The organism is Hymenobacter roseosalivarius DSM 11622 (assembly GCF_900176135.1).
Taxonomy (GTDB): domain Bacteria; phylum Bacteroidota; class Bacteroidia; order Cytophagales; family Hymenobacteraceae; genus Hymenobacter; species Hymenobacter roseosalivarius.
In genome coordinates, this window is record NZ_FWWW01000091.1 from 168,691 (window position 1) to 180,591 (window position 11,901).

The window sequence follows — 11,901 nt, forward strand, 5'->3', positions numbered from 1 at the left end:
GCGCTTCCGTTCAACGAGACGTAGCGGTAGTAAGTGTAAGCACGGATAGGGCATTGGGGCCAAGCAAAAGGCAACCGAGCTTTGAGCAGCCTAGGTGAATAGACTATAAATTCAATGATAATCAAGCATTTATAAAGGGGGGTAGGAGCAGCTTCAGGAGCTTGAAAATGCCCCCCAGCGGCTATAAAAACATTTTTTGACAGCAACTGCGTCAGTTCTAAACCTTTAAAACCGATTCCACGCCCTATGCTCCAAGGCCACACCCTGACCTTTCTCTCCCAGTTAAAAGCGAATAATAACGCGGCCTGGTTTGCCGCTAACCGCCCCGCCTACGAAGCAGCCAAGGCTGATTTTCAGCAGCTGGTAGGGCAGGTACTCGCAGGCTTGGCCACCGCTGATCCTGCCATCGGCCGGGCGGGGCTGGACCCGCGCAAATGCCTGTTTCGCATCAACCGGGATGTGCGTTTTTCGGCGGATAAGTCGCCCTATAAAACCAATTTCGCGGCGTGGTTTAACGTGGGGGGCAAAGGGGCGCCCACGGCTGGCTATTACTTGCACGTTGAGCCGGGTGCCTCGCTGGTAGCGGGCGGTATGTACATGCCCGCTCCGGATGTGCTGGCGCGTATCAGGCAGGAAATAGATTACAACCTGCACGCTTTCGAGGCCTTACTGAGCCAACCAGCTTTCGCGCGGCAATTCAGGGAGTTAAGCCGGGAAAACGTCTTGCAGCGTCCGCCCAAAGGCTACGAAGTCACAAATCCGGCCCTCCAGTACCTGAAGCTGAAGAGCTTCACCGCCAGCCAGCCGCTGCCCGACGCGGACATGCGTCGCCCTGATTTGGCGCAGCGGATAGGGGACGCTTTTGCCAGCCTGCAACCCCTGGTCGCATTTCTGAATAAGGCCCTGAGTTAAGTAGCTTGTAGCTCTGATCAGTGCGGCGGCCGGGTAGAGGCAAGCAGTAGGCGAGGCTACAGCTGTATAAAACCTGAAATTGCCCGTGCCACCCAGGCACCGGTGCTGAAGCAGCCCTGTAGCAAATAGCCACCAGTGGGCGCTTCCCAGTCCAGCATTTCGCCGGCCACGAAGGTGCTGGGCCGCCGCCGCAGCATCAGGTCTTCATCGAGCTCTTCCCACGCTACGCCGCCCGCCGTGCTGATGGCCTCATCCAGCGGGCGGAGGCCTATTACAGGCATGGGCAGGTGCTGGAGCAAATGGGCCAGGCTTTCGGCTGAGCCGGTAATGGCTTCGGGAGGCGCCAGCTCGCGCAGCAGAGTAGGTACGGGTGGTCCCAGGTGCAGGACCTGCTGCAAAAAAGCCCCCCAGGACTTGCTGCCGCGCGGTTTGCTTAATTTTTGCACGAGTTGATTAGGCGTTAAGTCAGGCTTGAGATTGAGCCAGAGCGTGGCCGGCGTCTGCTGATCCAAGGCCACGCGTAGGGCCGGCGTGAGGGCGTACACTGGCGTGCCTTCCACGCCGTAGTCGGTGAGCAGTAGCTCGCCGCGCACGGTCTGACCCGCGCAGGTCAGGGCAATGTTTTTGAGCGGAGCGCGGCCCACCTTTTCCCGGAAAAAAGCCCCCCAGACTATTTCGGCCCCGCAGTTGGCGGGTGCAAACGGCGTACAGCGCACCCCGATGGCGGCGAGGGCCGCTGTCCAGTGGCCATCGGAGCCGGTCTTGGCCCAGCTGGCTCCGCCCAGGGCCAGCACTACGGCCGGGGGGCAAATCGTGTATTCTTCGCTGGTCTGCTCATCGCGCAGGCGCAGGCCGGTGGGCGAGTCGGACATGAAGCCCAGCCAGCGGTGCCGGCTTTTGATAACCACACCTAACTCTGCCAGTCGCGCCAGCCACGCTCGTAGCAATTGGGCGGGCTTGTAGTCGGCCGTCGGGAAAATGCGGCCGCTGCTGCCTACAAACGTTTCCACGCCCAGATCGGCGGCCCAGGTGCGCAGCTGTTCGGGCCCAAAATGAGCGAGGTAGGTAGCAAATGCCTCGTGATGAGCGCCGTAGCGCTTCCCGAAGGTGGGCAGCGGCTCGCTGTGCGTAAGGTTGAAGCCCCCGTGCCCGGCCACCAGAAACTTGCGGCCCACGGTGGCCTGAGCATCGTACAATGTCACGCGGTGGCCGGCCTGGGCCAGGTGATGAGCGGCCAGCAAGCCCGCCGGGCCGCCCCCAATAATGGCGATGCTGGGATGAGTAGACATAGAAGCAGAGCAAGTGCTGATAGTCGGCAAGATACGGCCTCGCCCCGCGCCGGAGCTTGTCCTGATCCTGATAACTGTCAGTGACGTATGGGGGCCAATCCGGCTTTATAGCTTCTGCCAAGACTCCAAACGCACTAACTTGCTAGCTTTCGGTCTCATTCAATTCCCGGCGGCGACGTATAGGGAGGAGTTCAGTCCACACATTTCCACCGCATGGGTCCATATACTATCCTGATTGGCCTGAGCCTGGCCGTCGTTCTCTCGTACCTGTTTGACCTGGTCGCGCGGGCCACCAAAGTTCCGTCGGTGCTGATGCTGCTCTTTACCGGCATCGCCCTGAAACAGGCCGCCGACTACGGCGACATTGGGGTATTGATTCCCCAAGTAATACTGGAGATATTCGGCATTATTGGACTAATACTCATTGTGTTAGAAGGAGCGCTGGATTTGAAGCTTAGCCGGGATAAGGCTCCCCTGATTCAACGCTCCTTCGCCGCGGCGGCCCTGATTCTGGTGGTGCAGGCCCTTACTATCGCCGAGTTGTTGCAGCTGTACCTGGGTGCCTCGTTTCAGAGCTGCCTGGTGAATGCCGTGCCGCTGGCCGTTGTCAGTTCGGCCATTGCTATTCCGAGCGTGTCCAGCCTGGTTGGGGAAAAGCAGGAGTTTATCGTGTACGAAAGCACCTTTTCTGATATTCTGGGCATCATGCTCTTCAACTTTGCCTTGCAGGATAATTTTGCTCAGGGCATATCCATCTTCACGTTTCTGCGCGACGTGGTGGCCGTGTCCATCGTGGCCGTACTGAGCACGGCGGTGCTGGCGTTTATGCTGGATCGTATTCGGCTGCACATCAAGTTCTTCCTGATTTTCGCCTTCCTGGTTCTGATTTACAGCCTGGCCAAAAAGCTGCATTTGTCGTCTCTGCTGCTGGTGCTGGCTTTTGGCTTGGCCGTCAACAACGCCGAGCTGTTCCTGCGGGGTCCGCTACGCCGCTTCCTGCACCCCGAGCGCCTCACCGAGGAGCTGCATCAGTTCAAAAGCATTACGGCAGAGTCGGCCTTTCTTATCCGCACGTTCTTTTTTCTGCTGTTTGGCTATTCCATCACACTCACCAATCTCATCAGCATAACGCTGCTGTGGCAAGGGCTCCTGATTGTAGCAGTACTCACGGTTATCCGCTTTTTTTATCTGCGCTACATCGCCAAGTCAGACCTCATCCCAGAGCTGTTTATTGCCCCCAAAGGCCTGATCTCGGTGCTGTTGTTTTATAGCATACCCAAGGCCCATCTTATTGGGCAAGTCAGCGAAAATATCCTGTTTGTCGTAATCCTCCTGACGGGACTCCTGATGATGGTCGGTTTGCTAATGGCCCGCAAGGAGCCGGAGCTGGGGGAGTATTAAAGCCGATACGCCTCAGACTATAATCTAAACGGTTGTACCATACTCTACTCTCAGGCTTATGGATTTCTCTATTGCGTGGCAGAAGCTCAACCAGATTGGTCGCGACCTGATGGCCGTTTTGCCCAATATTGCGATTGGAGTTGTCGTCTTAGTGTTGTTTGTATTGCTGGCCCGCGGGGCCCGCTCGCTGGTAGGGCGTGTTACCCAAGGCAAGGGCAAGAGCCATAGCTTGTCGTTGCTGCTGAGCCGGCTGGCCTACGTGGTGATGCTTATTCTGGGCGTGCTGGTGGCCATTACGATTATTCTGCCAGGCTTTACGCCGGCTAGTCTGATCAGTGCATTGGGCGTGAGCGGTATTGCTATTGGCTTTGCTTTTAAAGACATCTTCCAGAACTTTTTGGCCGGTATCCTGCTGCTGCTCACCGAGCCTTTCAAGATTGACGATCAGATCAAGTATAAGGAGTTTGAGGGCACGGTAGAATCCATTCAGACCCGCGCCACTACCATCAGAACCTACGATGGACGTCGCGTGGTTATTCCTAATGCTGAGCTGTTTACGAACGCTGTCATCGTCAATACCGCTTACGAGATGCTCCGCCTGCAATACGATGTGGGTATTGGCTACGGCGACGATATCGCGCGGGCCCGGCAGCTGATGCTGGAAGCCGTACACGAAACCGAAGGCATCGTGCAGGACCCGGCCCCCGACGCGCTGGTCATGGATCTGGCTGATAGCACCGTCAACATTCGGGTGCGGTGGTGGGTGAATCCGCCGCGCCGCGCCGACGTGCTGGATGCCCGCGATAAAGTGCTGGAAAGCATCAAGAACAAGCTTACGGCCAACGGCATCGATATGCCATTCCCGACCCAGCAGATTCTATTCCACGATCAGACCGAGGTGACCGATGGCGACCGCCGCACCCAGCGCGAAGGCTGGCCCGCCGGCAAGGGCGATGTGCCGGCCGCCCGCGCCGCTATTTCTGAGTCCAGCGAACAATAGCCCTTTCGTGGTATAGAAGCTGTTTAGTACTTCGCTTTACGGTCATGCGCGGAATGCTCTACATGACCGTAAAGCGAAGTACTAAACAGCTTTATTAGATGACTGAATAAGAGCGCCCTCAGCTTACTTTTTTCGCCCGACTCATGGGCACGTCCTGTAGTGTTGATTGTGGGCCGTGGGTGGTGTTTTTGAGAATGCTCAGGTCGCCCCCGGTTTCTAAAATTACTGCCGCAGCATCAGTCATGCTCGCTACTCCTTGCTCGCGTAGGCCGGCCAGAATTTCTGCCTCCGTAACGCGTTCAGCTTTGAGAGCCGCCGACAAAAATGCCCCCTGGTACACCAGCAATGTCGGCTCAGACTTCACTAGGTTACTTATCGTCTTGGATCGAACGGAGAGCCACGTAATTAGGTATTGAAGAAAAATCAGCAAGGCAAATGCAGTCATTCCATCTGCCAGGGGGACGCTTTTATTGAGTAGCACAGTGGCCAACGTCGAGCCAAGCGCAACGGTCACAATCAGGTCGAAGGCATTCATCTTAGTCAGCGTGCGCTTGCCCGATAGGCGCAACAGCAGAATCAGGCCAGAATAGGCCCCTAAGCCAATTACCAGGGTGCGGATAATACTCGTCCAAGAAGAAAAGAAAAATTGCTCCATAGCATAGGGGGGTAGGTAAGGTGGAATAGCAGGTATATATAGGTGTACGGTACTAAGCACCAGCAAGTAGAGGTACTTAGCATTCGGGGTGCTTTTTCCTCTTGCTTAGAAAGTAAGTTGCCGCTAACTGGTCTTGTGCTTGGCTATACGTAAGCGCACTTGGGCCCGCTCGTATTCGGTGTGGAGGGTCTGCTCGGCTGCTTCACCGATTAATTCTCTCTGCTGGCGCAGGGCTTGGCTACGCTTGGGATCTTGGATGCGCTGCTCAATGGTGGCCAGGGCCGTGAGCATGCGCAGATACACGGCCGCGTTGCCGTCGGCGCAGATCCGGATCTGGTCGAAAGCGGTGCTCAGGAACTGCTCGAACGAGGGGCGTACCGCTATTACGCGGACGCGGTCGTCGTCGGCCCGCAGGGGATGTGCCAGGCGCCGGTCGGCCAGCTGCGCGAGTAGGGCGCCGAGGTAATCGACGCTGATAATGGCGGTGGTGGTATCATTAACGCCCGGCGATAGGGCCTTGAGCGCTATATCCACGATTTGCCGCAGCCCAAAACCGGCATCCTGCTCAATGGTCCGCTGGCTGCCCAGCCCGAATTGCTCGTTCACCCGATCCTTGAGCTTATCATCAACCAACACCCTTTCATTGCCATAGCTCGCTACTGATACCAGTGCCGCCCCGCGCGCCACAAACCCGCCAATGCCGTGTTCCATGCGCACCACACCGTCCAGGTCGCGCGCCAGCTTTAGCAGACCCTCTTCATCAATACTCTGCAGGTAGCCATTGGTATGGGAAGGTATGGCCAGCCACGTTAGCTGACCGGCTTTCTCCAACAGCTCCTGCGCCTCGCTGGGGTTGGCTTCCTGGCCAAGCTCGTTAGGAAACAGGCGTTGGATGGCCGCTTCTGTTTCCTCGGTGGCGTTGCGCACGATGTTCGACGCCTGGATGGAGGAGGCAATGTGATGGATAAAAAATATCAGCACCCCAATACTGACCAAAGCCAGCACCAGGCCCATTAGCACCGCCAACGACGGAATGAAGCTGCCCTCGTCGCCGCCCCGGATGGTTCGCAGCACGATAAGGCAGTAGACGAAAATGCTGACGAAAAACCCGAGTACCATCTGATTGGCCCGGTCGCGCATAAAGTTGCGCAGCACCCGCGGGGTGTACTGGCTGGATATCTGGGCCAACGTGCTCAGCGTGAGGGAAAAGATCAGGCCCGCCACCGTAATCATGGAGCCCGCAATGGCCGTGAGCATGCCGCGGGCACCATCGGAGCCTGCCCCGAATACTAGCGGGTAATCTTTTAACCAGTCGTGCGCTATGCGCAGATCAACGAAGATCAGGGTAAAGGCCAACAGAACAGCCCCGGCCACCATAAGGGTCGGGACAAACCATAGGCTGGCATTCAGATTCAGCCAGAGTGCGCGAAGTCGATTCATACCTTCATAGGTACTGCCGAGTATGCGCTAGGGTTTAAGCAACCAGGCGCGTTGTTCCTGCGAGGGGGTAGTAGGCCGAGGGCTCTACTCAATTTCCTTGAGCAGCTGCCGCCGATAATTGGCCAGAATAGTGGATTTGAGCAGGAAACCCAGGTAGAGGCCGTTGCGAACCATGGGCAGCGCCCAGACGTCGTGGTGTTCCATCTCGCTGAGCGTATCCAGCAGGCTGTCCTCCGGGTGCACTACGGCTACGGGGGGCACCATCAGGTCGCTGACGTAGGTAGTAGTATAGTGCTCATCGTCGAAGAGGGCGTCGCGCACCGTATCCAGCGAAACGACCCCCACGAGTTTGTTATCGGCATCGACCACCGGAAACAAGTTGCGCGTGGCATGGCGAAAAATATCCACCAGCTCGCCCAGAGTTGTTTCGGGGTGGACGGGCACGAAGTCGTTCTGCACCAGCGACAGCGGCTCGAGCTGGGAGAGCAGGCCCCGGTCGCGGTCGGCGTGCATGTGAACGCCGCGCTGCACCAGCTTGCGGGTATACACCGAGTAGGGCTCGAAATACTTGGTAATCAAATACGAGCTGGAAGTAACCACCATCAGGGGCACGAACAGGGCGTAGCCGCCCGTAATCTCCGCAATCAGGAAGATGGCCGTGAGGGGCGCATGGACCACGCCGGCCAGCGTGCCCGCCATACCCAGCACCACGAAATGCACCTCCGACACGGGGTACCAGCCGATCATATTGATCACCCGCGCCAGCAAAAAGCCCCCCAGCGCCCCCGTAAACAGCGACGAGCCGAACATGCCGCCATTGCCGCCCGAGCCGATGGTGACGCAGGTAGCCAGTACCTTCAGCAGCATGCTGCTGGCTACTACCAGCAGCAGCAGCCACACGTTCTCATCGCGGTAAACGGCGAAAATAGAGCCTTCCACCAAGCCCTCCGGCCGGCCATTGAGCAGCAGCTCTACGATGTTGTAGCCTTCGCCGTAGAGCGGCGGAAACAAAAATACCATGATGCCCAGCGTGAAGCCGCCAAAGACCACCTTGCGAAAAGTGCCCGGAAACCGCTCAAAGTATTTATCGGAGGCAAAATAAATGCGAATCATGTACACCGACAGCAGCGCGGTAAACAAGCCGAGCATCAGGTAAGACGGCACGGCCTCCACCGGCCAGGTAGTGGTAATCAGCACGAAGGGCTGACCCGCGTACAGGGCCTTGGAAACCACCGTGGCCGTGGCCGAGGAAATGAGGAGCGGAATAAAAAATGGGGCTGACAGTTCCGACAGGATTACTTCTACCGCGAACAGCACACCTGCAATGGGGCTGTTGAAGATGGCTGCCACCCCAGCCGCCGCGCCGCACCCCACCAGTAGCCGCCGCTCGCGCCGACCGACCCGCAGAATGCGCCCGATATTAGAGCCCAGGGCCGAACCCGTGACCGAAATAGGTGCCTCCAGACCTGCCGAGCCGCCAAACGTGACCGTGAGAAAGGAGGTTATAGCCTGCGAATACAGCTTGCTGCGCGGTACCACACTGCCCTGGCGGGCAATGTTATAGAGAATGGGGCCGATGCCGCGACTAAGCGTACCACCCAGCGCATAGCGCGTAAAGAGTACCGTGAGCCCAATGCCCAGCATCGGATATAGAAACAGGGCAAATACCCGGTTTTCTTCGGGTACCCAGGTATACAGCAGGTTCTGGGCCGTGTGCACGGAACTCTTCAGCGCCACCGCCGCCAAACCCGCCAGCAGTCCCACCAGCACGCTCACCATAATCAGGTATACCCGGTCGTTGACGTGGCGCAGTCGCCACAGCAACAAGGGGCTTAACAGACGGTGAAATGGACTTTTCGGCATGAAAATCAACTAAAAGCAGAGCCCAATCCGCAAGAAACCGGCCACTTATACAAGTTATAAGCAATACGTAGCAATAAGCACGCACAGACTTATTACGCCTTAATTAACCCCCGAAACAACGAATCCCTCCGCCTGCAGCATCGCTTTGCTGCCCTTCAGCAAGGCGCTCTTCAGCTCCAGAGTGCCCCGCCGGTAGTCTTCGGAATAAGCCCAGATGAAAATACGCAGATCGACGGAAGTGCTGCTCATTTTTTCGACGATACTATAAGGCGTATGCGGGTCGCGGGTTTCAACACCCCTATGGCCGCGCACGTAGTTGAGCAGCAACTCTTCTATCCGATCCGAAGTCAGTTCGGTGCCCAGATCAACGCTTATCAGGAAGTCCTGACGAATGAAGCCGTCGCGGGTGTAGTTGGTCAGGGGCTCGCGCAGCACCAGAGCATTGGGCAGAAAGATGTGCTTGCCATCAAAAGTTCTGATGAGGGTAGTGCGCAGGTTCAGTGCTTCTACTTCGCCCATCAGATCGCGCACCTGCACGGTATCATGAATGCGGAAGGGGCGGTTGAAGGCCAGCACCACGCCAGCCAAAAAGTTTTCGGCAATATCCTTGAGGGCAAAGCCCACGATGAAAGCTGATAGACCTGCCGCGCCCAGCATGCCACTCGCCACCCCCGACAGGCCCAGCACCTGCATGGCCAGCAGCAGGCCGGCCAGCAGCAGGGCCCAGCGGGTAAAGTTGGTCAGAAAATCGGCCAGCAGGGCATCGTGCGAGCGTTGTCTGAGCTTGCGGCCCAGCAGGGCACTCACATGATTGGCCACGGTCAGCCCGATGGCCACCACCACCAGGGCAATAAGAAGCTTGGGTAACAGGTGCAAAAACTGGTGCCAGTAATCGAGCAGCACCTGATTCAGTTCGTCGAGCATAGGGGAGAAGTAAACAAAAGTTGCCCCCCGGCCCGGCACCGGGGGGCATTTTAAGAGAAAAGCAGATCAGCTGCTGTACAGGACCGGCCCGCCGCCGGGTCAAAAAAATGCCCCCGGTGACTTATGGCGCCGTACCCGCCTGGAGAGGGGGCTCCGGGGCCGGCCGCGCCGGCCGCTGGCCGTCGGGGGCCGACGGCGCGGCCGGCTGCCCGTCGCCCCGGATAAGCTCGATGGGCAGGGCCGGCTGGAAGCTGGGCAGGCGCACCTCAATGATGTCGGGCGGCAGCGAGAAGCCTTTTTTGGCCAGCGAGGTCTTGGTGCGGTCCATCACGCGGCTGCGTAATTCCAGCACCCCGCGCCGGTAATCGTCGCTGCTGGTCCAGAACAGCACTTTCAGATTGACGGTGCTGGTGGCCAGCTCGTCAATCACGACGAAGGGCTCGTGGGGGGCATTTTTGAGCACTTCCTCCTCCTGATTCAGCTGCTCCAGGATCAGGCGGCTGGCGCGCGCCACATCGTCGTCGAAATCGATGCCCACCAGAAAGTCCTGGCGGATAAACCCGTCGCGGGTGTAGTTGGTAACCTTCTCTTTCAGGATGGTTGCGTTGGGAATGTAGACGTCCTTGCCGTCGAAGGTCTTGAGCAGGGTGCTGCGAATGTTCAGCTCCTGTACGCGACCCATCACGCCCTGGATCTCGATGGTATCGGAGAGGCGAAAAGGGCGGTTGAAGGCCAGAATCACGCCGGCCAGGAAGTTCTCGGCGATGTCCTTAAAAGCGAAGCCCACCAGAAACGCCGATAGGCCCGCCGCTCCCAGCAGGCCGCCCACCACCCCCGAAAACCCGATGATCTGGAGGGAGAGCAGCAGGCCGCCCAGCACGATAAACCAGCGGGCAATCTGGGTCAGGAAGGAGGTAAGCAGCGGGTCGTCAGAGTGGCCGGCCAGCTTGCGGTTCAGAAACAGCCGCAGCCGCCCCGCCACCACCCACACGATGAGCAGCAGCACGACGCCCACCAGCAGCCGCGGCAGTACGAATAAAAACTGCGCCCAGTAGGTGCGCAGGACCGAGTTGAGCTCGTCGAACATAGGCGGGGGGCAAATCAAAAAATACGCGCCGCGCCTCCCCAATGTTCCGCCCGCCGCTTCAGACCGGCCGGTTGAGCCAATACCGAAAGAGCCCGGTGCCCACAGCATAGGCTACCACATCGAACGGGTCGGCTACGGCCCTGGCCGAGAAGTAGGGCAAAATGCCTTCAAACCACAGCGATACGTAGAGCCAGGCCGCAATCAGCCACGTATCGGGGAGCACGAAGGCGCGGGAGCGGACCACGAAGCGGCGTTGGGCAGCCAGCGCCAGGCTGAGCATCACGGGCATAGCCGCCAGGTCGCCCAGGTAGGAGGTGAGCAGCGTAGGCATGGGCCAATGCACCAGGTAGCGGTTTGCGAGGTAGCCTACGTACAGAAATACGGCAACGAGGAACAGCGGATGTCGGAATTCGGGCCAGCGTTTCATCTCAACCGGCGGCTACGGTGACCACCCACACAATGAAGGACAAGATGGCTGCGAAAGCCAGCTGCCCACCCCGGACGATGGTTTTGAAAAAGCGGATTACGCCTTTGTCCTCGGGCTTGATTTCGAGCAGAATAAGGGAGGATGTTTTCTGGTTTTCCAACTCCGCGCGCTCCAGGGCACTTTGCCGGGCGCGCGGGTCGAGCAGCTCGCCGCAGTGCTCGCAGCGGTCGTCGGGGCTATGCTGCCACTTCGACCATTGCTGGCAGTTCGGACATTTTTTGGAAGCAAGTAAAGGAGTGTCAGCCATCCGTAGGATACGCGCGAGACGGGCGGTGGGGTTACATAAAATGCAAAAAGGCCCTAGTGCCATTCTGGTGGCACCAGGCCCTTTCTGGGTGTTTTTAACCGGTTTTTAACCTGTTTGCGGCTGTGTGGCTTTCGCTTACAACTCCATAATGTCCTCATTCCAGAGCGTGGGCTCGGCCGCAATAAACTCCCGCATCATCGTCACGCACTCTTCCGAGTCCACGATTTCGACCGCTACGCCGTGGGCCTCCAGAAACTCCCTGGATTCGCCGAAGGTGCGCGACTCACCCACTACCACTTTCGGAATTTTGAACTGCACGATGGTGCCCGCGCACATATAGCAGGGCATGAGGGTGGTGTAGAGCACCGTATCGCGGTAAGTGCGCTGGCGGCCGGCATTGTAGAGGCAGTCCATCTCGCCGTGCTTGATGGGGTTGTCTTCCTGCACCCGCTTGTTGCGCCCGCGAGCCACGATTTGCCCCCCGCGCACCAGCACCGCGCCAATTGGAATACCGCCTTCCTGGCGGCCTTGGCGCGCCTCGTCGATGGCGGCTTGCATGAATTCGTCCATAATTTCAATGAGTGAATGAGCAGTTA

General features: G+C 58.2%; 12 protein-coding genes. 3 read left to right on the forward strand and 9 right to left on the reverse strand.

Annotated features, from left to right (window positions below):
* Positions 1–246 precede the first annotated feature (246 nt).
* On the forward strand, positions 247–912 hold the full coding sequence (locus tag B9A24_RS17035; RefSeq protein ID WP_084447217.1) for a DUF2461 domain-containing protein: 666 nt from the start codon (positions 247–249) through the stop codon (positions 910–912).
* 56 nt (positions 913–968) lie between these two features.
* Here the strand turns inward: B9A24_RS17035 and B9A24_RS17040 are convergent, their stop codons facing one another.
* A complete protein-coding gene (locus tag B9A24_RS17040) occupies positions 969–2,201 on the reverse strand; it encodes a BaiN/RdsA family NAD(P)/FAD-dependent oxidoreductase (RefSeq protein ID WP_084447218.1) in 1,233 nt (410 codons plus the stop codon).
* A 213-nt stretch (positions 2,202–2,414) separates the two neighbouring features.
* Here B9A24_RS17040 and B9A24_RS17045 point away from each other — a divergent pair, with 213 nt between their 5' ends.
* Positions 2,415–3,602 (forward strand): cation:proton antiporter domain-containing protein, encoded by a 1,188-nt coding sequence (locus B9A24_RS17045; RefSeq protein WP_084447219.1) that lies wholly within the window; start codon positions 2,415–2,417, stop codon positions 3,600–3,602.
* A 58-nt stretch (positions 3,603–3,660) separates the two neighbouring features.
* Positions 3,661–4,602 carry a mechanosensitive ion channel family protein gene (locus B9A24_RS17050; protein ID WP_084447220.1) on the forward strand — a complete coding sequence of 314 codons (942 nt, stop codon included), beginning with the start codon at positions 3,661–3,663 and terminating at the stop codon, positions 4,600–4,602.
* A gap of 118 nt (positions 4,603–4,720) precedes the next feature.
* Here B9A24_RS17050 and B9A24_RS17055 read toward each other — a convergent pair whose 3' ends face one another.
* From B9A24_RS17055 to B9A24_RS17090, 8 genes are all read right to left on the reverse strand, one after another.
* Positions 4,721–5,257: a DUF421 domain-containing protein gene (locus B9A24_RS17055; protein WP_084447221.1), complete on the reverse strand. Its 537-nt coding sequence runs from the start codon at positions 5,255–5,257 to the stop codon at positions 4,721–4,723.
* 123 nt (positions 5,258–5,380) lie between these two features.
* The gene (locus tag B9A24_RS17060; RefSeq protein ID WP_084447222.1) at positions 5,381–6,697 is read right to left on the reverse strand and encodes a DUF2254 domain-containing protein; all 1,317 of its coding nucleotides are present in this window, start codon (positions 6,695–6,697) and stop codon (positions 5,381–5,383) included.
* A gap of 84 nt (positions 6,698–6,781) precedes the next feature.
* The gene (locus tag B9A24_RS17065) at positions 6,782–8,560 is read right to left on the reverse strand and encodes a chloride channel protein (RefSeq protein WP_143434996.1); all 1,779 of its coding nucleotides are present in this window, start codon (positions 8,558–8,560) and stop codon (positions 6,782–6,784) included.
* 99 nt (positions 8,561–8,659) lie between these two features.
* Complete coding sequence (locus B9A24_RS17070; RefSeq protein WP_084447224.1) at positions 8,660–9,484, reverse strand: mechanosensitive ion channel family protein; 825 nt, start codon at positions 9,482–9,484, stop codon at positions 8,660–8,662.
* Positions 9,485–9,605: 121 nt separating this feature from the next.
* On the reverse strand, positions 9,606–10,571 hold the full coding sequence (locus tag B9A24_RS17075) for a mechanosensitive ion channel family protein (RefSeq protein WP_084447225.1): 966 nt from the start codon (positions 10,569–10,571) through the stop codon (positions 9,606–9,608).
* A gap of 58 nt (positions 10,572–10,629) precedes the next feature.
* Positions 10,630–10,998 carry a hypothetical protein gene (locus B9A24_RS17080; protein ID WP_084447226.1) on the reverse strand — a complete coding sequence of 123 codons (369 nt, stop codon included), beginning with the start codon at positions 10,996–10,998 and terminating at the stop codon, positions 10,630–10,632.
* A 1-nt stretch (position 10,999) separates the two neighbouring features.
* Positions 11,000–11,305: a hypothetical protein gene (locus B9A24_RS17085; protein ID WP_084447227.1), complete on the reverse strand. Its 306-nt coding sequence runs from the start codon at positions 11,303–11,305 to the stop codon at positions 11,000–11,002.
* A 135-nt stretch (positions 11,306–11,440) separates the two neighbouring features.
* The gene (locus B9A24_RS17090; protein WP_084447228.1) at positions 11,441–11,875 is read right to left on the reverse strand and encodes a nucleoside deaminase; all 435 of its coding nucleotides are present in this window, start codon (positions 11,873–11,875) and stop codon (positions 11,441–11,443) included.
* Between the last annotated feature and the right edge of the window lie 26 nt (positions 11,876–11,901).

Bases quoted from the DNA above. Each gene is read 5' to 3' on its own strand.
- B9A24_RS17035 (WP_084447217.1), top strand. From the start codon at position 247: ATGCTCCAAGGCCACACCCTGACCTTTCTCTCCCAGTTAAAAGCGAAT.
- B9A24_RS17040 (WP_084447218.1), bottom strand. From the start codon at position 2,201: ATGTCTACTCATCCCAGCATCGCCATTATTGGGGGCGGCCCGGCGGGC.
- B9A24_RS17045 (WP_084447219.1), top strand. From the start codon at position 2,415: ATGGGTCCATATACTATCCTGATTGGCCTGAGCCTGGCCGTCGTTCTC.
- B9A24_RS17050 (WP_084447220.1), top strand. From the start codon at position 3,661: ATGGATTTCTCTATTGCGTGGCAGAAGCTCAACCAGATTGGTCGCGAC.
- B9A24_RS17055 (WP_084447221.1), bottom strand. From the start codon at position 5,257: ATGGAGCAATTTTTCTTTTCTTCTTGGACGAGTATTATCCGCACCCTG.
- B9A24_RS17060 (WP_084447222.1), bottom strand. From the start codon at position 6,697: ATGAATCGACTTCGCGCACTCTGGCTGAATCTGAATGCCAGCCTATGG.
- B9A24_RS17065 (WP_143434996.1), bottom strand. From the start codon at position 8,560: ATGCCGAAAAGTCCATTTCACCGTCTGTTAAGCCCCTTGTTGCTGTGG.
- B9A24_RS17070 (WP_084447224.1), bottom strand. From the start codon at position 9,484: ATGCTCGACGAACTGAATCAGGTGCTGCTCGATTACTGGCACCAGTTT.
- B9A24_RS17075 (WP_084447225.1), bottom strand. From the start codon at position 10,571: ATGTTCGACGAGCTCAACTCGGTCCTGCGCACCTACTGGGCGCAGTTT.
- B9A24_RS17080 (WP_084447226.1), bottom strand. From the start codon at position 10,998: ATGAAACGCTGGCCCGAATTCCGACATCCGCTGTTCCTCGTTGCCGTA.
- B9A24_RS17085 (WP_084447227.1), bottom strand. From the start codon at position 11,305: ATGGCTGACACTCCTTTACTTGCTTCCAAAAAATGTCCGAACTGCCAG.
- B9A24_RS17090 (WP_084447228.1), bottom strand. From the start codon at position 11,875: ATGGACGAATTCATGCAAGCCGCCATCGACGAGGCGCGCCAAGGCCGC.